At 50.7% G+C, this 26,859-nt stretch carries 22 protein-coding genes; 4 read left to right on the plus strand and 18 right to left on the minus strand.

What is annotated here, in order from left to right; genetic code table 11:
* Positions 1-40 precede the first annotated feature (40 nt).
* The 5 genes from NSQ73_RS22090 to NSQ73_RS22110 form a co-directional block, all read right to left on the minus strand.
* A complete protein-coding gene (locus tag NSQ73_RS22090; protein WP_445669580.1) occupies positions 41-1,399 on the minus strand; it encodes a hemolysin family protein in 1,359 nt (452 codons plus the stop codon).
* 18 nt (positions 1,400-1,417) lie between these two features.
* A complete protein-coding gene (gene yfkAB, locus NSQ73_RS22095; RefSeq protein ID WP_076242709.1) occupies positions 1,418-2,560 on the minus strand; it encodes a radical SAM/CxCxxxxC motif protein YfkAB in 1,143 nt (380 codons plus the stop codon).
* Positions 2,561-2,769: 209 nt separating this feature from the next.
* Positions 2,770-3,873 (minus strand): HD-GYP domain-containing protein, encoded by a 1,104-nt coding sequence (locus NSQ73_RS22100; RefSeq protein WP_042135295.1) that lies wholly within the window; start codon positions 3,871-3,873, stop codon positions 2,770-2,772.
* Positions 3,874-4,024: 151 nt separating this feature from the next.
* On the minus strand, positions 4,025-4,852 hold the full coding sequence (locus tag NSQ73_RS22105; protein ID WP_042211663.1) for an undecaprenyl-diphosphate phosphatase: 828 nt from the start codon (positions 4,850-4,852) through the stop codon (positions 4,025-4,027).
* Positions 4,853-4,926: 74 nt separating this feature from the next.
* Positions 4,927-6,366: a bifunctional metallophosphatase/5'-nucleotidase gene (locus tag NSQ73_RS22110; RefSeq protein ID WP_340988189.1), complete on the minus strand. Its 1,440-nt coding sequence runs from the start codon at positions 6,364-6,366 to the stop codon at positions 4,927-4,929.
* A 152-nt stretch (positions 6,367-6,518) separates the two neighbouring features.
* On the opposite strand from NSQ73_RS22110, the gene NSQ73_RS22115 reads away from it, so the two are divergent.
* Entirely contained in the window at positions 6,519-7,244 is a 726-nt protein-coding gene (locus NSQ73_RS22115) for a molybdenum cofactor biosynthesis protein (RefSeq protein ID WP_340988192.1), read from the plus strand.
* A 66-nt stretch (positions 7,245-7,310) separates the two neighbouring features.
* A complete protein-coding gene (locus NSQ73_RS22120) occupies positions 7,311-8,351 on the plus strand; it encodes an HD-GYP domain-containing protein (RefSeq protein ID WP_039300202.1) in 1,041 nt (346 codons plus the stop codon).
* A gap of 83 nt (positions 8,352-8,434) precedes the next feature.
* On the opposite strand, the gene NSQ73_RS22125 is transcribed toward NSQ73_RS22120, so the two are convergent.
* From NSQ73_RS22125 to licT, 3 genes are all read right to left on the minus strand, one after another.
* A complete protein-coding gene (locus NSQ73_RS22125; RefSeq protein ID WP_340988195.1) occupies positions 8,435-9,892 on the minus strand; it encodes a glycoside hydrolase family 1 protein in 1,458 nt (485 codons plus the stop codon).
* A 51-nt stretch (positions 9,893-9,943) separates the two neighbouring features.
* On the minus strand, positions 9,944-11,806 hold the full coding sequence (locus NSQ73_RS22130; protein WP_340988196.1) for a beta-glucoside-specific PTS transporter subunit IIABC: 1,863 nt from the start codon (positions 11,804-11,806) through the stop codon (positions 9,944-9,946).
* A gap of 225 nt (positions 11,807-12,031) precedes the next feature.
* Positions 12,032-12,880 carry a BglG family transcription antiterminator LicT gene (licT, locus tag NSQ73_RS22135; RefSeq protein ID WP_042135285.1) on the minus strand — a complete coding sequence of 283 codons (849 nt, stop codon included), beginning with the start codon at positions 12,878-12,880 and terminating at the stop codon, positions 12,032-12,034.
* A gap of 236 nt (positions 12,881-13,116) precedes the next feature.
* Between licT and NSQ73_RS22140 the strand changes: the two genes are divergently transcribed.
* A complete protein-coding gene (locus NSQ73_RS22140) occupies positions 13,117-13,365 on the plus strand; it encodes a DUF7667 family protein (protein ID WP_039300213.1) in 249 nt (82 codons plus the stop codon).
* Between the two features lie 73 nt (positions 13,366-13,438).
* On the opposite strand, the gene NSQ73_RS22145 is transcribed toward NSQ73_RS22140, so the two are convergent.
* From NSQ73_RS22145 to NSQ73_RS22185, 9 genes are all read right to left on the minus strand, one after another.
* Positions 13,439-15,307 carry an ABC transporter ATP-binding protein gene (locus NSQ73_RS22145; protein WP_081969908.1) on the minus strand — a complete coding sequence of 623 codons (1,869 nt, stop codon included), beginning with the start codon at positions 15,305-15,307 and terminating at the stop codon, positions 13,439-13,441.
* Positions 15,304-17,073 (minus strand): ABC transporter ATP-binding protein, encoded by a 1,770-nt coding sequence (locus tag NSQ73_RS22150; RefSeq protein WP_039300219.1) that lies wholly within the window; start codon positions 17,071-17,073, stop codon positions 15,304-15,306. The genes NSQ73_RS22145 and NSQ73_RS22150 overlap by 4 nt, the downstream gene beginning before the upstream one ends.
* A 702-nt stretch (positions 17,074-17,775) precedes the next feature.
* Complete coding sequence (locus NSQ73_RS22155) at positions 17,776-18,324, minus strand: dihydrofolate reductase family protein (RefSeq protein ID WP_340988197.1); 549 nt, start codon at positions 18,322-18,324, stop codon at positions 17,776-17,778.
* A 185-nt stretch (positions 18,325-18,509) separates the two neighbouring features.
* On the minus strand, positions 18,510-19,907 hold the full coding sequence (gene sufB, locus NSQ73_RS22160; protein WP_340988199.1) for a Fe-S cluster assembly protein SufB: 1,398 nt from the start codon (positions 19,905-19,907) through the stop codon (positions 18,510-18,512).
* A 19-nt stretch (positions 19,908-19,926) separates the two neighbouring features.
* Positions 19,927-20,364 carry a Fe-S cluster assembly sulfur transfer protein SufU gene (sufU, locus tag NSQ73_RS22165; protein WP_042135279.1) on the minus strand — a complete coding sequence of 146 codons (438 nt, stop codon included), beginning with the start codon at positions 20,362-20,364 and terminating at the stop codon, positions 19,927-19,929.
* Complete coding sequence (locus tag NSQ73_RS22170; protein WP_076242704.1) at positions 20,351-21,577, minus strand: cysteine desulfurase; 1,227 nt, start codon at positions 21,575-21,577, stop codon at positions 20,351-20,353. Before NSQ73_RS22170 ends, sufU begins: the two co-directional genes overlap by 14 nt.
* Positions 21,574-22,875, minus strand: a complete 1,302-nt coding sequence (sufD, locus tag NSQ73_RS22175; RefSeq protein WP_340988200.1) for a Fe-S cluster assembly protein SufD — start codon at positions 22,873-22,875, stop codon at positions 21,574-21,576. Before sufD ends, NSQ73_RS22170 begins: the two co-directional genes overlap by 4 nt.
* A gap of 25 nt (positions 22,876-22,900) precedes the next feature.
* Positions 22,901-23,683, minus strand: a complete 783-nt coding sequence (gene sufC / locus NSQ73_RS22180) for a Fe-S cluster assembly ATPase SufC (protein WP_042135273.1) — start codon at positions 23,681-23,683, stop codon at positions 22,901-22,903.
* Between the two features lie 228 nt (positions 23,684-23,911).
* The gene (locus NSQ73_RS22185; RefSeq protein ID WP_340988201.1) at positions 23,912-24,952 is read right to left on the minus strand and encodes a nitroreductase family protein; all 1,041 of its coding nucleotides are present in this window, start codon (positions 24,950-24,952) and stop codon (positions 23,912-23,914) included.
* A 210-nt stretch (positions 24,953-25,162) separates the two neighbouring features.
* On the opposite strand from NSQ73_RS22185, the gene NSQ73_RS22190 reads away from it, so the two are divergent.
* Positions 25,163-25,666 carry a MarR family transcriptional regulator gene (locus tag NSQ73_RS22190; RefSeq protein ID WP_340988202.1) on the plus strand — a complete coding sequence of 168 codons (504 nt, stop codon included), beginning with the start codon at positions 25,163-25,165 and terminating at the stop codon, positions 25,664-25,666.
* Between the two features lie 519 nt (positions 25,667-26,185).
* Here NSQ73_RS22190 and NSQ73_RS22195 read toward each other — a convergent pair.
* Positions 26,186-26,647, minus strand: coding sequence for a Dps family protein (locus NSQ73_RS22195; RefSeq protein ID WP_039307503.1), 462 nt, complete (start codon positions 26,645-26,647; stop codon positions 26,186-26,188).
* Positions 26,648-26,859: the final 212 nt, after the last annotated feature.

The raw sequence follows: 26,859 nt of genomic DNA on the forward strand, positions 1-26,859 counted from the left end.
CTGTTACATTTTAACTGCTTCATTTCAGCAATTGCCCTGCTTACTCTTTATCTTCTTCCGTATCTTCTGCATCCTCTGCGGACTCCGGCGGATTCGCCCGGTGAATATTAATCCGGGTAATCCGAAGCCGGGTGGACTCCTCTACCTCAAAGGTGACGTCGCCGACCACCACCTGTTTGCCTTTGGACGGATTCCCCTCCAGCTCCTTGAACAGCCAGCCGCCAATCGAATCCACTTCTTCATCCTCGATGATGACGCCAGTAAGATCATTCACGTCTTCGATCAGCATACGGCCTTCAACGGAAATATATTCTCCGTTGTGCTCCACACTCGGGCGTTCATCCTCGAATTCGTCATGCAGATCGCCGACAATCTCCTCAAGGATCTCTTCAGCCGTCAGCAGCCCCGCGGTCCCGCCATATTCGTCTACGACCAGGGTCAGCTGGGCTTTGTTCTTCTGCATCAGACGGAGCGCATGGCTGATCTCCATCGATTCCGGCACATTCAGAATCGGCCGGACCAGTGAAGCCAGGTCATTCTGCTGCTCCAGCGGTGCGAAGAGAAGATCTGTAATATGGATGAAGCCGATAATCCGGTCCTTATCCTCGAAGGCTACCGGATACCGGGAATGCTTCGTTTCCGTAATGATCCGCATATTCTCCTCCAGCGGGAGATTGCTGTACAGTACATCCATATCCGTACGCGGGAGCATCACTTCACGGGCCAGCAGATCGGAGAATTCGAAGATGTTGTCCATCAGCTTCATCTCGTCCTTGTCGATAACCCCGCTCTTCGCACTCTGATTCATCAGGATACGGATCTCCTCTTCCGAGTGGGCAGCTTCGGCTTCACTGGCCGGTTCAACACCAACCAGCCTCAGCAGCGCATTAGCCGACGCATTCAGCACCCAGATGAAGGGCAGGAACACATTATAGAAGAACATCAGCGGAGCGGACAGCAGCAGCGCTGAGCCTTCAGTTTTTTGAATCGCCAGGGACTTCGGTGCAAGCTCACCCAGCACAATATGTAAGAAGGTAATAATCGAGAACCCGATAATCACAGATACCGTAGAGATCAGGGTCTGATCCGATACGCCAAGCTGATACATTAGGGGTTCCACCAGCAGCTCAGAGATCGCCGGTTCTCCGACCCAGCCGAGTCCCAGCGAGGCGAGCGTAATCCCGAACTGGGTGGCAGACAGATACGAATCCAGTCTTTTATTGACCTTCAGCGCATACCCGGCCATTTTGTTGCCTTCGCTGACCAGCTGGGTCAGACGTGACTGTCTGACCTTTACCAGCGAGAACTCCGCCGCAACGAAGATCCCATTCAATAATACGAGCACCAGAACGAGCAAAAGATTAAGCACTAAGCTTCCTATGTCAAATTCCGTATGCACTATAATAACGCCCCATTTCTACAGAGTGATCGCTTTTCTTGTCTTGAAATCAACCTCAGGATAATACATATCGGCTACCAGAAGGTTGGGCCCGCAGCAGCCGGCGGCATCGCAGTAGCAATTCACTTTCTGATTCAGCGGATGCTTAGTCTGCCACTCGGTGAAAATGTCATCCAGCCTGGTGCTGCTGATATTGCCAAATGCAGAAATATCGGCGAAATCTGTTACGAATACATCGCCCGTAAATAAATTTACGTTCACCCGGTTTCTTCCATCCGGGTCATTGCGCAGAGTAACATTCTTCTCACTGCGCAGTCTGCGCAGCAGCTGCTGGTCTTCCTCGAGGAAGCTGCAGGCGAAGAACGGCAGCGTGCCGAACAGCATCCACATCTCAGGGTCCCGGGCATCCAGCAGGGAATGAATGGCTGCATTCATCTCTTGGAGTGACAATACGGGCAGCTTCGAAGCGAAGCTGGAGGCATACATCGGATGCACCTCATGGCGTCTTGCCCCCATCTCCCCGATCAGCTTGTGGATCTGCGGGAGCTTGGTATGCGTACGGTAATTAATCATCGACTCCGCCGAGATAAGCATACCGTCATTGCTAAGCCGGCGGGAATTCTCCAGCATGGTGTCATACAGACGGTAGGCGGCTTCCTTCGAGACCGGATGCCCGCTGTTCGCGAAGCCCACCTCATGGAAGTCATCCCCGTTAACATAGTTGAAAGAGATATGCATGACATCCAGGTATGGAAGCAGCTGCTCATAACGGGAATACGGCATGGTAAGATTCGAGTTGATCTGAGAACGGATCCCCCGCTCACGTGCATATTTCAGCAGCGGCACGATGGTATTCTCCACCGTTCCGGCACGGAACATCGGCTCCCCGCCGGTGATGCTGATGGTCTGCAGATGCTCTACCTCTTCCAGACGGCGCAGCATATTGGTGAGCGGCAGCAGCTCCCCTTCTTTCATAGTCAGGCTGTCTCCAACTGCGCAGTGCTCACAGCGCATGTTGCACAGATTGGTCACCGTCATCTCTACGCTGGTCAGCACATGCCGCCCGTGCTGGCGAAGAGAGGTAATCGGATCCCAGGGATCGTACTCCGGCGACAGCTCTTGTACAGGTATTGATGATGATGATGGCTCTAATATACTCATTTCTTAATGCTCCTTTAATGCTTATTCCTTATTATTAACCCAAAACAATTGAAAAAGAACGATAACTTACGCTATATCATACCACGACAAGCGAAAAACTGCGCATCTTCCGCTTATTTGCTTTAATTTCAAAAAAACAGCAAGGCTGAGAATACAGCTCCGCAGCCAAGCGGACACCTGTATTCTTTCCTCGCTGCTAACAACGCTAATCAAGTGCTCTTCACTATAAGCTCTCCCCCGTCAGTCACATCAACAATGACCACAGAGAGGGCTTTGCCAAGATCATGCTCATAAGGGGTGACCGGTTCCCCTTCCGGGCCGTTAAGCACACGTACAACGGGTCTGTGCGGTATGCTGGGATCAATCTTGACCACAACACCGCTCTCGCCGGTGCTAAGCTTGACGGTAAGCCCCAGAGGATAGATCGCCACACGGTCTCTGAAAATCTCCAGCTGCTTCTGCTCATACAGCGTGCCGGAGCCGACGTACAGCGCCTCGACCGCCTGATGCGGCAGCATGGCTTTTTTGTATATCCGGTTGGAGGTCATCGCATCATAGGAATCCGCCACACCCAGCCACTTCGCATATTCATGAATCTGCGGACCAGTCAGACCGCGCGGATAGCCGGAACCGTCGATCCGCTCATGATGCTGCAGTGCACAATGGGCCGCGAGCAGCGGGATATTCGGCTCTTCCTTAAGAATCCGGTAACCGATCTCGGTATGCGCCTGCATATGCTTGAATTCATCTTCACTAAGCATCCCGGGCTTCTGAACAATTTTGACCGGAATCTGTGTCTTGCCGATGTCATGCAGCAGCGAACCGAGTCCGATGACCCGCAGTTCTTCCTTGCTGTAGCCATGGGCAATGCCAAGCACCAGTGTGTAGAGGCATACGTTCAGGGAATGCACATACAGATAGTTGTCTGCGGTGTGCATATCCAGCAGCATAATCATCGGATCTTCCTGAGCCGACATATCGTCCAGTATGGAATCCATCACTTTGGAGAATTTCTTATCCAGGTGGTAGAAGCCTTTGGTAATTCCCGAAGCGCCGGACATTTGCTGAAATTGATTTCTGATTACCTTGAGCGCCTGATTTCGCGTCTCATCCTGCAGCATTCCGGGAATCACGACATCTTCCGTGACGGAATCCTCTATATAGATATAGCCGATATCGATCCTAGCGAGCCGCTTGATCAGGGCATCAGTAAGCTCTACTCCATCAGCGAGCAGAACCAGTCCTTCATCATTATAAATTTTTTTACCCAGCTTCATTCCCGCCTGAAGCCGATTCACGGATACTAAACGCACCTTGGCTCACTCCTGCCTTTAACGGTAAATTGCTATTCTGCTTCGGAATCCTTGGGTCAAACGCTGTGCCTATACCGTTACCTTGAGCGACCGGACAAGCGGATGTATGTAAGACTGCCTCTCTTGCCCGGTGATGCTAAGCCGGGTGAGCTTAACGCATAATGAACAGCCAGAAGACAGCCGCAAGTATGAACCGGTAAATCGCGAAATGGGTCGGTCTGATCTTCTGGATCATCCTCATGAACAGAACAACTACCACATAGGCCACCACGAAAGAAATCACGAAGCCAATGGCGAAATACCAGATCGTATCATTCGTGAAATTGCGGTAGGAATCCAGCAGTTCATAGCCCGAGGCCGCACACATAATCGGAATCGCGATGAGGAAGGAGAAATCCGCCGAAGCCTTGTAGCTGACCCCGCTGAGCATCCCCCCGGAGATGGTCGAACCGGAACGGGAGAACCCTGGCCAGAGTACGGAAATGATCTGATAGAGTCCGATCGCCAGCGCCTGCCCGTAGGACAGATCATCCAGCTCATGCGCGGTCACGCGAATCTTGCGTTTGTTGACCCATTCCGCGACGATCATCAGAATCCCGCCGGCCACCAGTGCCCAGAGAACCGTAGATGCGCCGAACAGGCCTTTGATGAAATCACGGGCGAAAAAAGCTACGGCGAGCGCAGGCACTATACCCAGCAGCACATGAATCAGGTTCAGGCGTGATGCCGGCATGACTCCGCCTCTGCTTCTGCCGCTGCGGCCGATCCCCAGGAGATTCAGAATCCGCTGGCGGTAGACAATGGCAATGGCCAGAATGGCCCCAAGCTGAATGACGATCTCATACGTTTTCATAATGGAATCCTGCTCGTCAAACCCCAGCAGCTTCGTGGTAAGAATCATGTGTCCCGTTGATGATACCGGGATAAACTCGGTTATTCCTTCTACAATTGCCAGAATTATTGCTGTAATTGTATCCATATAATCCTCCTGATCTAGTCAATGAAACCTGGTGCAGCTATGACTTCTAATGTTTGAATGAATTGCGGAATGAATCAGGTGGCCAGGCTCACCCAGCGGGCAACTTCGCTCTCATCGAGACTCCCCGGGCGCTGGAGCTCCATCCGCAGCAGATCGCGCAGAAAATGGGGCAGCAAATAGACAGGCTCCCGGCCATTCGCTATACTCTCATACCCGGTGCGGAATGTAAACATATCCAGCGTGCCGACGCTATACTCCCGTCCGTCTTCCAGCTTCTCTCCGCCGACAAAAATCGCAATACCGTTATCATACGGCATGACCCTTGGATCGTACAAGATTTTTAATCCGTCGACAGCCAGACTGCCCAGCATATTCCCCCGGAATCCGTAGCCGTAGATTACCTTGTTGCGGTATTCCTCCATTAGACTCTGTTCCAGCGCAGTGCGGATATCCTTGCCGGTGAGCTGTACAATGCACGGATTAATCGGGGAAGGGCATAGGGCATGCAGCATGCCTGCCGTAATATTACCCTCCGGCAGGGAGCCGAGCAGCTGCCCGGAATTGACAAGCGAGAAGGAGCTGCCCGTGAAGCGGCGGACAGCCTGTGCGAGCAGGTTGCCAAACGGTGATTCGCCCTGCAGGTCGAGCGGCAGCCCGCGGTCGCTGATGGCAACGGTCTCCTGCAGCACCTCACGGCCGCGCTGCAGGTGAATTGCTGCCGCCGGAGCGATGATCTCTTCAGTCAGCGCGCCATTGACTGCGGTACATCCCCCTTCAGCCAGCCGGAAGACTCCGTCCGGCTGATCCCGCTCAAATACCAGCCGTCCGAGGTACCGGCCGAATTTGCCGGCGCCGCATACAGCCGTGCCGCCTATCATCTGCGGCTTCTCAAGCATGTGGTGGGTATGTCCGCCCAGAATGGCATGTACACCTTCCAGATTCTCTGCCAGCTTCTGGTCTGCGGGCAGCCCCAGATGAGACAGAATGATTAGGATATCCACTTGCGGTGCCAGCAGTTCACACTGCTCACGCAGCGCTTCTTCAGGGTCAAGCACATCCCATCCCAGCAGGGAGTAGAAAGAAGTGAACGCTGCCGTGGCACCGGTCAGCCCGATCTTGATCCCGTCCTTCTCCAGGATAGCATGGCGCTGCATCCAATGCGGAGGCTCTCCGGTTGCAGACTCCAGGAAGTTGCAGCACACCACAGGACACTGGATGCCGGTAAATATAGCCGAGAGCATCTCCTGTGAGAAGGTAAGGCCTTCGTTGTTGCCGATAGTTACGGCATCATATCCGGTCAGATTAATAATATCGATGTTAGCCTGCCCCATCGTGCCTTCCGTCTCTACGGCAGCCCTGTCCATATGGTCGCCGATATCCAGCAGCAGCACCGGACCTTCGCCTGCAGCAGCCTTCATTGCAGAAATCTCTGCCGCGACAGGACTCATCATTTCAAAATGGCTATGTATGTCATTGGTATGAAGAATGGTTAATCTTTGCGGCTCAGGCTTCATAAGCTTGCTTCCCTCCCACTTGTACAGCCGTTTATAGTGTAAGCGGCAGGCTTGTGCTCTTCTAGAGTTAGCATAACATTTTCAGGCTCATTATGGTATATTGTAATCATTATAAGCTGTCCTAACTTATGTAATTACGAGGTGATTTAATCATGCATGTGTCCATTCGACTGTTTGCGGGTCTGGCCGAAGTCATCGGCTCCTCTACTCTGACATTTCATGCCCATGAGTCGCCTTTGACAGCCGGCAAACTGAAAGAACTGCTCTCCGCTTCGTATCCCGATGCTGCTCCGCAGATCAATGTATCCCTGGTTGCCGTTGACCGGGAATATGCCCCAGATGATACAGAGATTGCCGAAAGCTCCGAGGTGGCATTGATCCCGCCCGTGTCCGGCGGAGAACCTGAAGCTGCCGCTGACGAGACAGCAGACGGCCTGTACAGCATTACTGATCAGCCCTTGAAGGCTGAGCTGCTCCTGGAGAAGGTACAGGATGTTAACCACGGAGCCTCACTCCTCTTTGTCGGCACGACCAGGGAGATGACTGGAGATCAGCAGACAACCGCCCTTCATTATGAAGCTTACGTGCCCATGGCACTGAAGAAGCTGCAGGAGATAGGCCTCGAGATTCAAGAACGCTGGCAGGCTCACTGCGCAATTGCACACCGGATCGGACTCGTAGGAATCAAAGAAGCCAGTGTTGTCATTGCCGTGTCCGCACCGCATCGCGATACCTGTTATGAGGCCAGCCGTTACGCCATTGAGGCGCTTAAAGTCTCAGTCCCCGTATGGAAAAAGGATATCCGGGATTCAGGCTCACACTGGCTCGGGAAAGATCCCCAGGCTGAAGAATCCTCCAGCTATAAACAGTACTCCTAAACCATTGAATATTCCCGACTTTGTTGCTATGCTGGAAAAAATCGCTATAGTAAGGTGGCATATTCATTGAGAGTACACGTCATGGATCTAAAACCGGGTGATCATCTGCGGATGGATACCTTCAGCTCACGCGGGCTGCATGTACTCCCCAAAGGATCACGGCTCCAGTTGGAGGAGATCGCCAAGCTGATACAGCATGGCGTAGATTATGTAGATATTGAAACGGTGCAGGAAGAACCCGCACCCTCAAGCAGATCCTCAATCATCCAGGCTGCTTCCGGCAGCTTCGACATCATGATCGATGGTTTTGAATCTCTATATATGGAAGCACTCACTAAGGGAAGCTTCAATCAGTCCGTTGTAGACGATATTCTCCAGCCGACGTTATCCACGCTCGACAAACATAAAGATGTCGTCTCACTCCTTCTGCTGCTTGACCGGGAAGACAATTATACCTACAACCATTCCCTGCAGGTTGGGATGCTATCTTATTATATTGCCTCCTGGCTGGGATATTCCAAGGCGGAGTGTTATGAGATCGGCCGTGCAGGATACCTGATCGATATCGGCAAATGCCGGATCTCCCCTGATATTCTGAACAAACCCGGCAAGCTGACCGCTGCCGAATTCGACGAAATCAAACTACATACGGTTTACGGGCACGAAATCATTCAGAATTCCATGAATGATCCTTTCACAGCTTTAGTCGCCTTGCAGCATCATGAACGTGAAGACGGCTCCGGCTATCCGCACCAGCTTACCAAGAACGATATTCATCCTTATGCCCAGATTGCAGCGGTCGCCGATATATACAGCGCCATGACCTCCCACCGGGTCTACCAGTCCAAGCAGGAGCTGATTTCCGTACTGCGCGAGATCAACTCGCTCAGCTTCGGCAAGCTGAACGGCAAACCGGTACAAGCCTTCATTCAGCATCTGATGCCTAATTTTATCGGCAAACGCGTATTGCTCAGCACCGGAGATATGGGTGTAATCATTATGAACAACCCGCTGGATGTCTTCCGGCCGCTCGTGCAGAGCGAAGGCAAATTCCTTGATCTGTCGCGCGAACGCAAAATTGCGGTCGTAGAAATCTATATGGAATAGGCCGGCTACATATACATTCATGCAAAAAGGAGATTCCTGAACCCGGATACGGGTCAGCGAATCTCCTTTTCTTTTAACGCAGGCTATAGTTCTTCACCATTGCTGGCGATGACCTTTTTGTACCAATAGAAAGAGTCTTTCTTCGAACGGTCCAACGTCCCGTTACCGTCATCGTCCAGATCCACGTAGATGAAGCCGTAGCGCTTCGACATTTCCGAAGTAGACATACTCACCAGGTCAATCGGTCCCCAGCTTGTATAGCCGATCAGTTCCACACCGTCCATAATGGCTTCCTTCATCTGGGCAATATGCTGTCTTAGATAATCGATGCGGTAGCTGTCATGGATGGAGCCGTCCGGCTCAACCTTGTCATACGCCCCAAGCCCATTTTCAACGATGAACAGCGGTTTCTGGTAACGGTCATACATCGTGTTCAGCATAATCCGCAGCCCGGTCGGGTCGATCTGCCAGCCCCATTCCGAGGCCTTGAGATAAGGATTTCTTATCCCGCCGAACAGATTACCCTGCGCCCGTTCCCCTTCAGGACTAACTGACAGCGTGAGGGTCATATAGTAGCTGAATGCCACATAATCCACCGTGTACTGCTTCAGAAGCTCATCATCGCCCGGCTCTTTGTGGAGTTCAATATTGTGCTCTGCAAAATAACGGTCCATATATTTCGGATATTCGCCGCGTGCATGGACATCGGTAAAGTACAGGTTCAGCTGATTCTCATGCTGGTTCAACCGCACATCCTCGGGATTACAGGTAGCCGCATAGCTCTCCATCCGCGCCAGCATACAGCCCATCCGGGAACCGGGGATAATCTCATGCACCAGCTTGGTAGCCAGCGAGCTCGCAATGAACTGGTGATGCAGGGCCTGGTATATCGTCTGCAGCTTATTCCCGGCACGGTCAATGACAACACCGCCGCCGGTGAACGGGCTAAGGGTCATCATATTGATCTCATTGAAGGTGATCCAGTATTTCACTTTATCCTTATAACGCCGGAACACCGTTTCGGCATAGCGGGTGAAGCAGCCGACGAGTTCGCGGGAGGCCCAGCCGTTGTATTTCTGCGTCAGACCGAGCGGAGTTTCGTAATGCGCCAGGGTAACCAGCGGCTCTATCCCGTATTTATGCAGCTCATCGAATACATCGTCGTAGAACTTCAGACCGGCCTCATTCGGCTGGGCATCATCGCCATTCGGATAAATCCGGGCCCAGTTGATCGACAGACGGAACACCTTGAAGCCCATTTCCGCAAATAAAGCGATGTCCTCTTTGTAGCGGTGGTAGAAGTCGACCCCTTCACGTTTCGGGAAACGTGCATTGAATTCGCCGGACAGAATTTGCGCGATCCGCTCGGAGCTGATTTCGATGGCATGATCATTGCTGCGCTCTGCTTTGGGCACGTAAGCTACCATATCCGCACTGGACAGGCCTTTGCCGCCCTGATCGTAAGCGCCTTCCAGCTGGTTCGCGGCCGTAGCCCCGCCCCACAGGAAGTTATCCGGAAATTTCTGTTTGAAATTAGTCATGTGTATCTCCTTTTTAGAAGTCGTAAGTACCTGCTCATTGGAGCACGGGTTCTAGTGTATTAGGGTTAGCAAAGCTTCGCCGTTTGTTACTTCGCTTCCGGTATTCTTCAGAACATCGAGATATTCTGCCGAGTTGGTGACAATGACCGGAGTCGCTGTTACAAAGCCTGCCGCACGGATAGCTTCAAGATCAAATTCCAGTAATAGCTGACCCTGCACGACCTTATCTCCCTCTTGTACCTTTTTGTCAAAATGTTTCCCTTTCAGCTTCACCGTGTTGACTCCTACATGGATCAACAGCTCTGCGCCGCCATCCGAAGTAATGCCAATCGCATGCCCTGTCGGGAATACCGTGGTTACCGTTCCGTTCACCGGAGAAGTCAGCTTCCCGGAGGACGGCTCGATGACAATGCCTTTACCCATTGCGCCGGAAGCAAAAGCTTCATCGGGCAGACTATCGAGCGGCTGCAGTGCTCCAGCCAGAGGACTTACCACCATTTCTTTGTCAATCATAGTGGGTGTAATTGGGTTAACCGGTCCGCTTGTGTTAACAGAAGCTGCTGTATCGGCTGCCGGGTCATCAAACCCAAGCACAAATACCAGAATAGCAGCGAGTACGAAGGCTACAAGTATGCCGATGATTACCCAGAGGAATCCGGTTCCGAAATAAGTCGGCAAGGCCAGCAGTCCCGGCAAGGAGAAGGACAGTGCTCTTGCGCCGCCTTGTGCAATAATCGCCCCACCGATCGCACCGGAGATACAGGCATAGATGAACGGTTTCTTGAGCTTCAGGGTAACCCCGTAGATTGTCGGTTCAGTAATCCCGAAGATGGCTGCCAGTGTGGAAGAACCGGCCAGAGCTTTGAGTTGCGGGTTTCTGGATTTCAGGAATACGCCGAATACTGCACCGGCCTGAGACAGAACTGCTGCGCAGAGTATTGGCAGCATCGTATCATACCCCAATGTAGCAATGTTGCTGAGCATGATCGGCACAAATCCCCAATGCACGCCGAAGATCACGAATACCTGCCAGAATGCCCCGGCAATAGCCCCGGCAACCAAAGGACTAAGATTGTACAACCAGGTATAACCGGAAGCCAAACCGTCACTGATCAGTGAGCCTACAGGTCCGAAGGCCAGGAACGTAAGCGGAATTACAATTAAGAGCGCGAACATGGGAACCAGAATATTTCGGACCGATTCATGAATGAACGAACGGAACCATTTCTCCACATAGGATTGCACCCATACCGCCAGAATGATCGGAATTACACTGGAGGAATAGTTAATCAGCACAATCTTGATCCCCAGGAAGTTCAGCGGGTCCGGCGAACCCACAGCAGCAATTACCGAAGGGTATATCAGCGCCCCGGCTACTGCTATGGAGACAAATTGATTGGCTTTGAATTTACGCGCCGCTGTAACTGCCAGGAACACAGGCAGGAAGTAGAACACACTGTCCGACGCTGCATTGAGAATCAGATACGTACCGCTGGTGCCGCTGATCCATTCCAGCGAGAGAATCAAAGCCAACAGGCCCTTGAGAATCCCTGCACCGGCGAGCGCCCCGAGAATCGGAGAGAAGATGCTTGAAATAATATCAACCGCTTTGCCGAGTACACCGGTACTTTCGGAGCTTTCGTCATTACCGCTTTTCTCTGCATCCTGCAAAGAGGTTTCCTTCATAATCTGCTCAAACACCTGGCTGACATTGTTGCCGATGACGACCTGGAACTGGCCGCTGTTCTCCACCACGGTAATGACTCCCGGCGTTGTTTCAAGCGCTGCTTTATTGGCCTTGCTGCTATCCTTCAATTTGAATCTCAGGCGCGTTGCACAATGGAATACGGAATTCACATTACCTTCTCCGCCAACGAGTGTAATAATCTGTTTGGATAAGTCTTTATTGCTCACTTGGGTATGCTCCTTTATATTTCTCGATTGATTAAACATCGCTGCAGAGGCAGGTTGTGCCAGCAAGTTCTATTATCCCCCCCTGCAAACAAGAAAAACCTGAACTCAGGGCAAAAGGGCGTCAAAAAACGCTAGTTTTGCCATCAGTTCAGGTTTTGCCTGCATTACCAGTTACACCCTGTAGGATGGAAAATATGAAGTTAGAGGGTTCGCTTAGGGAATGTGTTATTCCAGACTGTTACGGTCCGTCACCCGCTGGATGTGAATGGTCAGATAGACATATTCATCCTTGCTTAAGCTCTGGCCATGGGATTTCTCCAGATACTCATTGATCTTGCTTGCACATTCGAAGGCCTTGACATAAGTCTGCCTCACCTGGTTATACAGAAACTCCTCGCCGCTGTTATTGGTCTCCTTCTTCAGGATCCGCATGGAGAAATACTGCAGATGCGTCAGGAACCGCGAGTAATTCAGCGAAGTCTCATCAAGCACCAGCTTGTAGTGATAGGTAACAATATTCAGAATATTCTGCACGATTTCCGTCATCTTGACGGTTGATCTCATCTCATTGCCGCCATCCATCCTGGCATTCACCAGATGCAAGGCAATAAAACCGGCTTCATCTTCACCAAGCGCTAGGCCCGTTGCCTGCTCGATAATCTTAAGGGCATCCAGCCCGATCTCATATTCCTTCTTATAAAAGCGTTTGATTTCGAACAGCATCGCGTTCTTCAGCATGATTCCCTTATCGAAACGCTGCAGCGCAAAATGAATGTGGTCCGTCAGCGTCAGATACAGATTATCACTCAGCTCTGTGCCCAGCACCCCGTTCGCATACATCACGATCTCATTGGCCAGCTCCAGATGCACCACTGGAATATCATTCAGCAGCTCCGTCAGCCTTGCCGTGAATTCGTTCTCATTAAGCAGGAAAATCTTGTCCACCTTAGCCGGATCTACATAATCCCCTGCCACCTTGTTGAAGGAAATCCCTCTGCCCATGACAATGACTTCCTTGCCTTTCTGATTCTTGGTCAGAAGTACATTGTTGTTCAGCACCTTCTCGATAATCATCTCTATCTCACCTCCTGCCATATAGTTTGTACAAAAAAAGCCTAAGTTGATCCCAATATCATTAAGAAAATGATACTCGCATCAGCTTAGGCATTGCCCGCGTTACCGGTCACAATCCTGTATTACTGTTATTGTAGCATAAAAAAAAGCGATTTCAAGAACTTTATTTTCCCCTGTTTGAATCCCGGCCTCCAAGGCTAGGCTGATAGCAAAAGATCATTTGGAGGAGATAACCTATGCTTGCAGTTCATCAGCGCCTTGCGGAGCTGTATACTCTTAGTCTGAAGCGGCCGCTGGCCGCAGCGGAACGTGACGAGCAGCAGCACTGCCTTCATGTCAACACGGTGTACTGCTGGGAAATGGCCCGGCTGAATAATGAAGCCATGCTGGCGGCACATACGAAAGACTCTCAGTGGCAGCAGGAGATCAGTGCACAGATGCTGGAGGTCCGGGTAACCGGCAGAGCCGCCAAGCGGCAGGGGTGAATTTGTATAAAAATAACAGCAGCCCTCCCTGCTAATTAAAGTGTGCCGGGGAGGGCTGCTGTCTGTCATTCTGCTATAAGAAGCGGAACTGCGCTTCAATTAAACCGTTATAAATGCCGTCACGCTCGGTAAGCTCGGCGTGATTGCCTTCTTCCTTGATCTCGCCATGATCCAGCACCACAATCTTATCCGCATGGCGGATGGTGGAGAGCCGGTGGGCTACGATGAAGGAGGTCCGGCCCTGAAGCAGCAGCTTCAGCGCTTCCTGGATCTTGATCTCCGTCTCCGTATCGATACTGGCTGTCGCTTCATCCAGAATCAGAATCCGCGGATCGGCGAGCAGCGCCCGGGCGAAGGACAGCAGCTGGCGCTGGCCCATGGACAGTGCGCTGCCGCGCTCTTCAACTTCGGTCTCATAGCCGCCCGGCAGCTTCATAATGAAGTCATGGGCGTCCACTGCCTTGGCAACTTCTTCAATCTCCTCATTTGTAGCATCCAGCCGTCCAAACCGGATATTGTCCCGGATCGTTCCTGAGAAGATGAAGGTATCCTGGAGCACGATCCCGATCTGTTCCCGCAGACTCTGCAGGGTTACATCACGGATATCTCTGCCGTCGATCGTGATGTCGCCGCTCTTGATATCATAGAACCGGCCGATGAGGTTGATGATCGTGCTTTTACCGGAGCCGGTATGGCCGACGAGGGCAATCGATTGGCCGGCTTTCACATCGAGATCAATGCCTTTGAGCGCGGCGCGGCCTTTTTCATATTCAAATACGACCTTGTTAAAGTGAATGTCTCCCTGAATCTTGGACAGCGGTGTTGCGCCCGGCTTATCCTGAACCGCAGGCTGCTCATCGAGATACTCGAAGATCCGCTCCGAGGAAGCCATGGCTACCAGCAGCTGATTGTACATCTGGCCAAGGCGGTTAATCGGGTCCCAGAAGTTACTGACATACGTACTGAAGGCAACCAGGAAACCAACGGTAAGCTCACCGGACTGGATCAGATAAGCCCCGAACCAGAAGAGGATCATCGTTCCGAAGCCGCCGGTGACTTCAATAATCGGACCGAACGCCTGGTTCATTGCCGAAGCCTTGTTCCAGGATTTCCGGCTGTCCATATTCATGGCATCGAAATAATGCATATTTTCTTCTTCCTGGGTGTACGCCTGAGTCACGCGAATCCCCTGAATCGACTCATTCAGATGGGAGTTGATCCGGGAATTCTTCATCCGCACATCCTGCCAGGCAATCCGGATCCGCTGCCGCAGCTTGGTGGAGATCAGGAACATAACCGGCACGGTAATCATTACCGCAAGTCCCAGCTTCCAGTTGATCAGCAGCAGAATGACCATAATGCCGACCAGCTGGACGCAGTCGATCATCAGGTTGACGACCCCGTTCGTGAACAAATCCTGCAGCGAGTTGATATCATTCGTCACCCGCACCAGTACTGATCCGGCCGGTCTTTTGTCGAAGAAGTTGAAGGAGAGCTTCTGAATATGGCGGAACAGATCCGAACGCAGATCATAAATGACTCGTTGCCCGATCACATTCGTATACTTAATCCGGTACACACCGGCGATCCACTGGATCAGATATAGCACAATAACACTGGCCGTCAGTGTGTATAGCAGCGTAAGACTTGAGTTGCCGTCCTCGGGAGCAATTGCCTTATCGATCGCCATACTTGTCAGGAACGGAACCGTCAGCTTCGTCACTGTACCCAGAATCATCATTACTGCGACGAGCGGCAGCATCTGCCTGGCATACGGCTTCATATAGCCGAACAGGCGGGTGAATTGCTTCCAGTCAAAAGCCTTGTCAATCACGTCATCATCCTTGTAGACGAAACGCTCCTCCAAAGTCTGTTCCTCTGCCTTGCTGTTATCCTTCTCTAATGCCGCACTTGCGGTCTGCTTGGATGTCTCAAGATTCATGCCGGATCACCTGCCCCTAGTTCATTATCTCTGGCCAAATAATCGGCATATTGAATCCGGTATACATCCTGGTAAGGTCCCGGAACCTCAATCAGTTCCTTATGCGTACCTTGCTGCACCATCTTCCCTTCATTCATAACTATAATCTGGTCGGCATGGCGCAGAGAGGAGATCCGGTGGGCAATGATCAAGGTTGTACGTCCGCGCATAACCTCCTGGAATCCTGCCTGAATCTCATGCTCCGTCTCCATGTCGACCGCACTGGTCGCATCATCCAGAATGAGAATCCGCGGGTTCTTCAGCAGCGCGCGGGCAATGGCAATCCGCTGCTTTTGTCCGCCGGAGAGTCCCATCCCGCGTTCACCTACCACCGTATCATAGCCCTCCGGCATCTCCATAATGAACTCATGCGCCTTCGCCAGCTCGGCGGCACGGATGATTTCATCCATGCTGACATTTTTGAGTCCATAGGAGATATTATTGCGGATGGAGGAGGAGAACAGGAACGTCTCCTGGAACACCGTCGAGATCTGTGCCCGCAGACTGCGGACCTGGAATTCACGGATATCCACCCCATCGAGCTTGATACTTCCTTGATTCACATCATAAGCGCGCATCATCAATTGGGTAATGGTGGATTTCCCGGAGCCGGTTCCTCCCAGGAATCCGATGACCGCACCTGGCTCAGCATGGAAATGAATATCCTTGACAGCCGGCATCTTGTTCCCGTAAGCAAAAGTAACATGATCGAAATCCACTTCGCCTTTCACTTCGGACGGTACAAGCTCACTTGCATTCTCTTTATCCTTCACATCGATCTGCTGATTAAGGACTTGAAGCACGCGTTCTCCCGATGCCTTGGACTGGGTATAGTTGTTGATTTGGAAGCCAAGGCCCCATACCGGTCCGATAATATACCAGATCAGGCTGAAGAAAGCGACGAGTTCTCCGAGCGACATATGCTTGTTAATGACCAGTGTACCGCCAACCCCCAGCAATATCGCTACACTGACCGAAGCGAGCAGCTCCATCACAGGGAAGAATTTACTCCATAGCTCGGCGGCAAAAATCTGATTATCCTTATAACGTTCATTACGGTGTGAGAACTTCTCAACCTCGTAAGCCTCTCTGGCAAACGATTTGACTGTTCTCACCCCGGTGACATTCTCCTGTACAGCCGTTGTCAGGGAGCTTAACGCCAGACGCATCTCCTGAAAGGCCGGGTGAATCTTGGATTCGAATCTGAGTGCAACTACAGCCAGGAACGGCATAGTGATCAGAGTAACCAGCGTAAGCTGCCAGTTGATTGTGAACATCATGATGGAACCGAACAAAACCATGAAAAATACATTCAGCAATTGGGCAAATCCGAAGCCGATGAACATCCGGATCGCTTCCAAATCCCCGGTCAGCCGGGACATCAGGTCACCTGTCTTCGCCGTATCATAGTAACGGAAGGACAGGAATTGCAGCTTCTCATAGCAGGCATTGCGCAGCCGGTAGGCCAGAAAATTCCCCAGCCGTCCACCGAAGAAGCCATGGGCAAATTGCAGGCAGGCCTTAACAATAATTACAGCAAGCACACTAAGAGCGAGTACGGGCACCTCAGTAAACTTTAGGGGAACAATAACATCATCAATCAATCTCCTTAACAAATTGGGGGTAATAAGCCCCACTGCAGTTGCGGCCGCCAAACATATAATCGACAGAATCAAATAGTGCAGTTTCTCCCGATAAAAGCCCCGCAGTTGCCTGAGAACATCCATATCTCTCCTCCTTAAAGCTTTACGAAGTAAAGCTACTTCGTAAGCATGGTCTTAGTCCCCAAACCTCACATCTTAAGCCACCTTTTTATGCGCTTTCAATTTAGGGACTTTAAGCAGTTTATCACCCATGATTTAATGCGGCAAAGGGGAGAAATGAGCATTTTCCTTGTTTTTTCGGAAAAAACAGGGCTTAAGCAGGTGGAAAAGACCTCCCATAGCTTTAATTCCTCCTATTTCCTCGTAAATACTGCTCAATTAAGATATAGCAAGATTCAACCCTGCGAAACTGCTTTTTGGCTGTCCGTTAAAAGGAATATTATGTATTAATATTACAAAAGCGTCGCTGTAAGCCTTTAACGGACCCCTTCCTGCCTGAGGCGGACTGACATTCCGCTAATCGGGCAAATCAGGAGAATTTGCCTGACACCCGGACTCACATTCCTTTATTTGATCGCGCGCCCCTCCTTTCAGGCGCGAAAAGACAATATAACGGAATCTCAGTCCGTTTCAGCGACAATATGGGTCTTTTTGAACAAATAAGCGCTTCTCAGTCCACTTCATCGTGTCTACAAACAAAAAAACACAAGCAGCAGAGCATAACAGCTATGCTCCGGTGCTTGCGCTAATTCGCTAAGTCTATCCGCTAACCCTATTAGTAAAACTTATTCAAATCTCTTTACGCCATTTGCCTGAACATTAATCCTAATCCTTAACCGGCTTGTAGCTGGCAACAACCACACCCGGGGAGAATCTCCGGGTATCTGTCAAGTGCAGTCCCTGCTCCTTAAGTCCTTCACCGAATAGCCGTTTGCCGCTGCCAAGCAGCACCGGGAATACCATCAGGCGGAATTCATCCACAAGACCCAGGCTGATCAGGCTCTGGACCAGCGTACAGCTGCCGAATACCAGAATATCCCGGCCCGGCTGCTGTTTAAGCTTAGTTATCTCCTCCGGCAGGTTGTCCTTAATGAGGCTTGAATTGTTCCAGGTGACTTCGGAGAGCGTTGTGGAGACGACATGTTTGGCATAACCGTTCATCATCTCGCCGTATTCCCCGGTCTGCTCCAGCATATTGGGCCAGGCAGCAGCAAATGCCTCATACGTCACACGGCCCAGCAGCAGAGCATCGGCATCCTTCAATTCACCGAACTTGTATTTCTCCTGTTCTTCACTACCATAGGCGAAAGTCCACTGCGGATTCTCCATTACTCCATCCAGCGTCATAAACTCTGATACGACCAATTTTCTCATCGGGGCCTCCTTAAGACCGGAAAGATATAACTTACACGGTTGCTCCTGTGTCCACTACATTATTTCACATTGTATAATTCCCCATACCACATAAAAATGCCCACAGATCTTAGACAATATTGCGTCAAGAATCTGTGGGCACGTACAGGATATTGCGTGGTTATAATCGAAGATCGAAGCTCCTGTTAACCGATGGAGCCTTCCATCTCGAATTTAATCAATCTGTTCATCTCTACCGCGTATTCCATCGGCAGCTCTTTGGTGAACGGTTCGATGAAGCCCATAACGATCATTTGCGTAGCTTCAGCTTCAGTCAGGCCGCGGCTCTGGAGATAGAACAGCTGCTCTTCAGAGACCTTGGATACTGTAGCTTCATGCTCAAGCACGATGTTATCGTTCATGATCTCATTGTAAGGAATCGTGTCCGAGGTGGACTCGTTATCCATAATAAGCGTATCGCATTTGATATTGGATTTCGCGCCTTCTGCCTGACGGCCGAAGGAAGCGAGTCCGCGGTAAGTTACCTTCCCGCCGTGCTTGCTGATCGACTTGGAGACGATCGTGGAAGTAGTGTCCGGTGCCAGATGAATCATCTTGGCGCCTGCATCCTGGTGCTGGCCTTTGCCTGCTACCGCGATTGACAATACCGAACCTTTGGCTCCGCGGCCCTTAAGCACAACTGCCGGATATTTCATTGTCAGCTTGGAACCGATGTTGCCGTCTACCCATTCCATGGTAGCATTCTCTTCGGCAACCGCACGTTTGGTTACAAGGTTATAGATGTTCGGTGCCCAGTTCTGGATGGTTGTGTAACGGACACGGGCATTCTTCATGCACAGGATTTCAACCACTGCACTATGCAGCGAGTTGGTGCTATAGATTGGTGCCGTACAGCCCTCAACATAATGCACGAAGCTGTCTTCATCCGCAAGAATCAGGGTCCGCTCGAATTGTCCCATGTTCTCGGAGTTGATACGGAAGTAGGCCTGCAAAGGCACTTCACATTTCACACCCTTCGGAACATAGATGAAGCTGCCGCCGGACCAGACTGCGCTGTTGAGCGCGGCGAACTTGTTGTCTGCCGGAGGAATGATGGTGCCGAAAAACTTCTTGAACAGCTCGGGGTGGTCACGCAGTGCAGAATCCGTATCTGTGAAGATCACCCCCTGATCCTCAAGGTTCTTCTGCATGCTGTGGTATACAACTTCAGATTCATACTGTGCCGAGACACCGGCAAGGAATTTCTGCTCCGCTTCAGGAATACCCAGCTTATCGAAGGTTTCCTTGATTTCGGAAGGCACTTCTTCCCAAGTCTTGCCCTGTTTCTCCGAAGGTCTTACATAATATTGAATGTCCTCGAAATCCAGATCGTCCATATTGCCGCCCCAAGTAGGCATTGGCATCTTGCGGAACTGCTCCAGTGCTTTCAGGCGGAATTTAAGCATCCATTCCGGTTCATTCTTAATTGCGGAGATTTCCCGGACAATTTCTTCCGTGAGCCCTTTACCAGACTGGAATATCGACTTATGCTCGTCACGGAATCCATACTGGTACTCTTCCATATCAGGCGCTTTCTTAGCCATGGTGTCAGCCTCCTTGTTTCTAATGTTGTGGGTGATTCTCTTCCGTATCTATGCCTTTGCGAAGCGCGTTCCAGGCCAGTGTGGCACATTTGATCCGCGCCGGAAATTTATTAACACCGGACAGGGCTTCAATATCTTCGTAGTCTCCGAAATCTGCTTCTTCACCCTTCATCAGAGAGGAGAAGCTGTCCGCCAGTTCAAGCGCATGCGCTACAGTCTGGCCTTTGACCGCTTCCGTCATCATCGAAGCCGACGACATGCTGATTGAACAGCCTTCGCCGCTATAACGGGCGTCCTTGACGACGCCGTCCTCTACCTTAAGCTGAAGCGTAATGCGGTCGCCGCAGGTAGGGTTGTTCAGCTCAATCTTGAGTGCATCATCTTCGAATGAACCACGGTTCCGGGGATTTTTGTAATGATCCATAATTACGCGTCTATATAAGTCATCCAAGTTCATAGGCGAAATACTCCTTTGCCTTGATTAAGCCTTGAACCAGCGAATCTACATCCTGTTCCGTATTGTACAGGTAGAAGCTGGCCCGGGCTGTTGAGCTGACCTCCAGCCAGCGCATCAGCGGCTGGCAGCAATGATGTCCGGCGCGGACAGCAATGCCCTCCGCATCCAGCACCGTAGCTACGTCATGCGGATGGACATCGCCAAGATTGAAGGTTACTACTCCTACCTGGCGGTTCCGTGGGCCGTAGATCGTCAGATCACTGATCTCTGACAGCCGCTCCTCCGCATACGCCGCAAGCTGCATCTCATGGCGGTGAATATTATCCAGTCCAACCTCCTGCAGGAAATCAATTGCTGCTCCCAGTCCAACGGCACCCGCAATAATCGGTGTCCCGCCTTCGAACTTCCAGGGCAGCTCTTTCCAGGTCGATTCGTACAGACCTACATCATCAATCATCTCGCCGCCGAACTCGACAGGCTCCATGGCCTCCAGCAGTGCCTTCTTACCGTACAAAGCGCCGATTCCGGTAGGGGCGAGCATCTTGTGACCGGACAGTGCATAGAAGTCACAGTCCAGATCCTGCACATCCACCTTCATATGCGGCGTGCTCTGTGCTCCGTCCACCACAATTACGGCGCCGTTGCGGTGAGCTATTGCTGCAAGCTCTTTGATAGGATGGGTAATCCCCATAACATTGGATACATACGCGATAGCTACGATCTTGGTCTGAGCCGTAATCGTCTTCTCGGCATCCTCCAGTGTCACTGTACCATCCTTCTGCAAAGGAAGGAATTTCAGGGTTGCCCCTGTCTTCTTGGCCAGCTGCTGCCAGGGAATGAAATTGCTGTGATGCTCCATCTGGGTAATTACGATCTCATCGCCCTCTTGCAGGACGGAAGGTCCATAAGATGAAGCTACAATATTAAGTGCACTTGTAGTACCGCGTGTGAAAATAATTTCCTTGGTGCTGCGAGCATTAATGAACTTAGCCAGCTTCTCGCGGGCGCCTTCGTAAGCATCGGTTGCCCGGCTGCCCAGTGTGTGCACCCCGCGGTGAACATTGGCGTTATCCCATTCATAATAAGACTTGACCGCCTCAATGACCTGGCGCGGCTTCTGTGAAGTTGCCGCGCTGTCCAGATACACCAGCGGGTGTCCGTTAATATTCTGATTTAAGATGGGAAATTGCTCCCGAACTCCGCTGCTAATCATTGGCCTAACTTCCTTTCCACAAGAGATTGGAGCTGATTGCGCAGTCCCTCCAGTGGAATTTGCGACACAACAGGAGCCAGGAAGCCGTATATGATCAGTGTTTCTGCGTCATGCCGCGTAATTCCGCGGGACATCAGGTAATAGACTTGCTCGTAATTGACCTGTCCTACGGAAGCGGCATGGCCTGCAGTTACATCATCTTCATCTATAAGGAGGATCGGGTTGGCGTCGCCGCGTGCTTTGGGACTCAGCATCAGAACCTTCTCGGTCTGCTGTCCGTCCGCTCTTGTCGCACCTTTCTCGATCTTCGTAATTCCGTTAATAATGGAAGTGGCCGAATCCCGCATCACTGCGCGGGTAATCATGTCACTCGGAGTGTTTCTGCCAAAATGCTGGGCCTGCGTAGTATAGCTCAGCTTCTGCGAACCGGTACCTACAGCAATTACCTTGGCATCCGAGCTTGAGCCGTTACCCTTCAGCACAGACTTGGTGTCGCTGGCGGTATCGCCATAGTTCATCTCACCGATGATCCATTCGATCGTTCCGTCATTCTCCACTACCGCACGGCGGTAGGTAACATCCGTGGTGTCTAGCCCAAGCTGATGCACCGTGGCATAGCGTACTGTGGCACCTGCACCTACAAATACCTCAACAGCCCCGTTATGCAGACCCGCTTCGGACTTATCTGATACATAATTATCCACGTAGGTTAATGAACTATTAGTATCGGCAACAATCAGAATATGCGGGACAAATGCAGCCTCGGCATCATCCGTTAACAGCACCGCCTGCAGCGGAGTTTCGATGATGACATTCTTCGGAACATAGAGGAATACCCCGCCGTTCCACAGCGCTGCATGCAGTGCGGCGATGGAATGCTCTTCAGGCAATACTGCCTTATGCAGATAACGCTGCACCAGATCTCCATGCTCTCTGACTGCTGTCTGCAGATCGGTGAATATCACGCCTTGCGCAGCCAGCTCAGGAGCAAGACGGGCATATACGGCTCCCGAATTACGCTGAATGATCAGGCTGCCTTCCTCCTGATCCTTGATCAGAGCGGCAATTGAAGCAGGTGCTTCGCTAAGGGATGTGAAAGCCTGGCTTGCCTTGTACTCTCCGTAGTTGTTAATGTTCCAGCGGTCAATCCGTGTCTTCTCCAACTTCGGCAGGGCAAGCTCAGCAGCAAGCGTAAGTGCCTTCAAGCGGCTGTCCTTCAGCCAGCCCGGTTCGCCGCTGCTCTGCGATAATTCGCCGAGCTTCTGGGCATCCACGGGAAGAATGGTTTGCGTCGTCATAAGTGGTTTCCTCCTTCCAGCGTTTCTAAGCTTCTTGTCCTACAGTTTCGTCTTCAATGCCGAGCTCTTCCTTAACCCATTCATAACCTTCTGCTTCCAGACGTTCTGCAAGCTCAGGGCCGCCGGATTTCACAATCCGTCCCTGCATCATGACATGTACATAATCAGGTTTGATGTAGTTAAGCAAACGCTGATAGTGAGTGATAACCAGGAATCCGCGTTCCGGACTGCGCATGGAGTTCACGCCATCGGCAACAATTTTGAGTGCATCAATATCAAGGCCGGAGTCGATTTCGTCAAGAATGACGATCTTAGGGTCCAGCATCATCATTTGGAGAATTTCATTACGTTTCTTCTCACCGCCGGAGAAGCCTTCGTTCAGGTAGCGGTGCAGGAATTCAGGATTCATATCCAGTTCCTTCATCTTAGCTTCCATCAGCCGGATGAAACGGATCAGGGAAATCTCACTGCCCTCTTCACGCCGGGAATTAATTGCACTGCGCAGGAAGTCGGAATTGGTAACTCCGCTGATCTCGCTCGGATACTGCATAGCCAGGAACAGGCCGGCACGGGCGCGTTCATCAACCGCCATCTCCAGCAGATCTTCACCTTCAAGCACGGCTGTGCCTTCTGTAACCACATACTTCGGATGACCCATCAGGGCTGAGGCCAAAGTACTTTTACCAGTACCGTTCGGTCCCATGATGGCGTGAATTTCTCCGCCTTTCATTTGAAGGTTGATCCCCTTCAGAATTTCTTTTCCTTCAATCGTCGCTTTCAGTCCCTCAATGACAAAATCTGCTGCCATAATTATTATTCCCTCCATTGATCGATTTGCGAAATCAGAAAGTTGTATTGTCACAGGATTTCCCTGATTACAAGCAATTAGATTTTATATCACATTGTAATTATTATAAATTGAATCATGTTGATTATCAATGATTCTCACTAATTTTATTACAAAGGTCCGATTTTTACAAATACCGACTTATAATTTTATTACTCTGTCGCCTGTATCTACAGCTAATAATAGTAATTATTGCCCGAGCCTGCTCCCCCTGCTGTACTGTTCTACAACCACTGGAGCAGACACGGAATTAGAGACTCTCTTGTCTCCCCCCAGTTCAAGCACAGCAACAATCCGTTCCCGGGGGCGAATTCCGAATGACCTGCACTGCTCCGTGTCATAAATCCATTCCGGAATCAGGCGGCGCAGGTTCCATGGTTCGGACTTGGCCAGCAGCTGAAAGTTCTGGATCAGACAGCACACCGCCGCATAATCCTCTTCCTGCCGGTGAAAATCCGATTCCTCCGTGGCCACGACCATAAGGAATGGTGTTGAAGCTTCCTCTCCAGAGGATCGCAGTTTCCGGGCAGCCTGACCACCCGTTACATAGATAAAACGCCAGGGTTCTCTCATTCCGTCATTAGGCGCCCATACGGCCTCGTTGAGCAGTTTCAAGACGCTTTGCGCAGAAACAGGGTTTAGATCCGGATGGAATCTGTCGTCCTCACCTATTATACTCCAACTCTCCTCTGCGGGGGTTCTTTTCCGGGCCCTCGGCGTTTTCTCAAAGTAGCCGATTTCCAACATTCCGGCGAACCGTTCTCCTTCCTTCAAGCCCATTTTCTCAAAAAATGACCCGCTGCAAAACATGGAATCCGTGTACCACAGCATTCCTAGCCCTTGTTCCCAGCCCAGCAGCTGAACATTCTGCATAATGCTGCAGACGGCGGCGTAATTTTCGTCGCGCTGCCGCTGCGTTTCGGCCGATTCAGCGATGAAAATGATGTGGGCGGGAGTAGCAGTGATTTGTTTTTTTAGAAATCCGGTCATCCTGGCAGGAAGGAGTTTTCCCAGATGACTATCCTTCACCTTGGCAATCATGCTGTCAGCCAGCTCTTCACGTGACTCCGGTGTGCCGAAATAAAGACAGCGCCAATGCGGCGTCCCCTCAGCTTCGTACAGGCTTGACGCCTCATTCAGCAAAGCAACGATCCCTTCTTGATCGACCGGCCTTGCGCTGAATTTCCGAATGGTCCGCCGTTCCCTTATCGCTTGAGACACATTCTTCATCCTTATCCTCCCCGGAATATTGTTAACATTCAACAATTTTAAATTGTTTACCAGTAAACTATATTTCGCAATAACATAGCTGTCAATCTAATTATTAGAAAATAGACTGAGCTTTAATAGCTAAACAGCGAAATCACACGTTAGTTTACAAGTGAATAATTTCGGGGTAGGATAAAGATAATTTTGCATAACAGGGAGATGCCCAGCCTTATGAACTCATCCGAAGGACTTAAGCGGCTGCTGTATGGCCGATTACTCCACTTAACGCATCTAAACGAACAGCTTTTTGCATCCGAGCTCGATGCTTTCGCTGATCTTACCCGCCAGTACGGGCTGACTTTCACTTCAAACTCTTTGACGAGCATTCATGTCATTGATTGCATCGGCAACCACGAGCCCATTAACAGCACCTCGATTGCCGAAAAAATGAAATTGTCCAAGGCAAGCATTACAAAAATCAGCGGCAAGCTTCTACAGGAAGGCTGTATTAAGCGCAGCCGGATGAATGACAACAAGAAAGAAGTCTATTTCAGCCTTACGCCCAAAGGCAGGCAGCTCTTCGTCGTTCATGCCGAGATGCATGAAAGCCTTGAGCAGAGCTTTATTCAGGGTTTGAACACCTTCTCGGAGGCGGAACTGCAGGCTTCACTGAAATTTATTCAAACGGTGATTAGTCATAGTGACACTATGATTAACAACGACGGGAGCTCCTAGTCAGTATAAGGCTTACTTAAGATTTGAACTTGAAGCCTAGCCGTCACTGCGGTAAACATAGGGAGCTCCTTAAACAGCATCTGATCTATATTTGTGATAACTAATTTTGTAAATCACTTGCTGATGGTTTGCTTGCAGTGACCCTATTCCGGTATATGCGTATGCTTAGTTGTACTTTGTACAACTAAAACGTCTGCTTTCCAGCCGATTATCCGTTTAGTTGTATTTCGTACAATTAAACTGCCTTTGGACCTTGGTTCTCACCCATTCGGGCAGATTTAGTTGTACAGAATACAGTTATAAGATGCGGGCAGCCCTTTTCGCTGTTTATAACTGCACAATATACAATTATTACTGAATTTCCACTTGGAACTGAATACATTCATTGCTGCAATAATAAATGAACTCTCTTCTTTAGTTCGTAGCATAAATAAAGCCTCCCGCATGGTATTATCCCAGGGGAGGCTTTGTTTATACTTTTGTCTCAAACTTACACAGCAAGGATTAACCAGCTACCACTCAGCCCAGGAAAGAGCGCAGCATCCATTGGTTCTTCTCAAGATCAGTGCGGATCTTGATGAACAGGTCGGCAGTCGGCTGATCGCTGACTTCTTCCGCCAGTTCGATGCCTTCAGTCAATTCTTCCGCTACTGTAGCGAAATCTTCGATGAGTGCCTGTACCATTCCCCGTGCATCTTCCTTGCCGGTTGCTTCCTGAATAGTGGCAATTTCCAAATATTCTTTCATCGTCGCTGCAGGACTGCCTTTGATACTCAGAAGGCGCTCGGCAACCTCGTCCATTTTGAGCGTGATATCATCGTACAGTTCTTCAAACTTCACATGCAGGGCAAAGAACTGCTCACCTTTCACATACCAGTGATAGTTATGCACTTTCACATATAGAACGTTGAGGTTAGCTACCTGACGGTTAAGTACTTGTTCCAATGAAGCGGTATTTACTTTGTTTGATGCTTTAGCCATGAGTTGATCCCTTCCTTATCCATATATTTTGCCGGCTGCTTGTCCATCATCCGGCTATGCAGTAGTCTATTCTCCATTTACCCTTCTGCCCGCAGGGCGAAACAAATGAGGACACGGGACAAGCAGCTTTTTCTCCGCCGCATCCTGCCGCTTCCGGTCCTAACCCGTAGGATGAGCCAAGAGTCCTTGCCTTATGCTCCGGGACATGTGAA

This window comes from Paenibacillus sp. FSL R10-2736 (assembly GCF_038000245.1).
In the GTDB taxonomy this organism is placed as follows: domain Bacteria; phylum Bacillota; class Bacilli; order Paenibacillales; family Paenibacillaceae; genus Paenibacillus_AQ; species Paenibacillus_AQ phytohabitans.

Excerpts from the sequence above, each read along its gene's own strand:
- yfkAB (WP_076242709.1), bottom strand. The coding sequence starts at position 2,560 with ATGAGTATATTAGAGCCATCATCATCATCAATACCTGTACAAGAGCTG.
- NSQ73_RS22105 (WP_042211663.1), bottom strand. The coding sequence starts at position 4,852 with ATGGATACAATTACAGCAATAATTCTGGCAATTGTAGAAGGAATAACC.
- NSQ73_RS22110 (WP_340988189.1), bottom strand. The coding sequence starts at position 6,366 with ATGAAGCCTGAGCCGCAAAGATTAACCATTCTTCATACCAATGACATA.
- NSQ73_RS22115 (WP_340988192.1), top strand. The coding sequence starts at position 6,519 with ATGCATGTGTCCATTCGACTGTTTGCGGGTCTGGCCGAAGTCATCGGC.
- NSQ73_RS22125 (WP_340988195.1), bottom strand. The coding sequence starts at position 9,892 with ATGACTAATTTCAAACAGAAATTTCCGGATAACTTCCTGTGGGGCGGG.
- licT (WP_042135285.1), bottom strand. The coding sequence starts at position 12,880 with ATGATTATCGAGAAGGTGCTGAACAACAATGTACTTCTGACCAAGAAT.
- NSQ73_RS22140 (WP_039300213.1), top strand. The coding sequence starts at position 13,117 with ATGCTTGCAGTTCATCAGCGCCTTGCGGAGCTGTATACTCTTAGTCTG.
- NSQ73_RS22145 (WP_081969908.1), bottom strand. The coding sequence starts at position 15,307 with ATGAATCTTGAGACATCCAAGCAGACCGCAAGTGCGGCATTAGAGAAG.
- NSQ73_RS22150 (WP_039300219.1), bottom strand. The coding sequence starts at position 17,073 with ATGGATGTTCTCAGGCAACTGCGGGGCTTTTATCGGGAGAAACTGCAC.
- NSQ73_RS22155 (WP_340988197.1), bottom strand. The coding sequence starts at position 18,324 with ATGAGAAAATTGGTCGTATCAGAGTTTATGACGCTGGATGGAGTAATG.
- sufB (WP_340988199.1), bottom strand. The coding sequence starts at position 19,907 with ATGGCTAAGAAAGCGCCTGATATGGAAGAGTACCAGTATGGATTCCGT.
- sufU (WP_042135279.1), bottom strand. The coding sequence starts at position 20,364 with ATGAACTTGGATGACTTATATAGACGCGTAATTATGGATCATTACAAA.
- NSQ73_RS22170 (WP_076242704.1), bottom strand. The coding sequence starts at position 21,577 with ATGATTAGCAGCGGAGTTCGGGAGCAATTTCCCATCTTAAATCAGAAT.
- sufD (WP_340988200.1), bottom strand. The coding sequence starts at position 22,875 with ATGACGACGCAAACCATTCTTCCCGTGGATGCCCAGAAGCTCGGCGAA.
- sufC (WP_042135273.1), bottom strand. The coding sequence starts at position 23,683 with ATGGCAGCAGATTTTGTCATTGAGGGACTGAAAGCGACGATTGAAGGA.
- NSQ73_RS22185 (WP_340988201.1), bottom strand. The coding sequence starts at position 24,952 with ATGAAGAATGTGTCTCAAGCGATAAGGGAACGGCGGACCATTCGGAAA.
- NSQ73_RS22190 (WP_340988202.1), top strand. The coding sequence starts at position 25,163 with ATGAACTCATCCGAAGGACTTAAGCGGCTGCTGTATGGCCGATTACTC.
- NSQ73_RS22195 (WP_039307503.1), bottom strand. The coding sequence starts at position 26,647 with ATGGCTAAAGCATCAAACAAAGTAAATACCGCTTCATTGGAACAAGTA.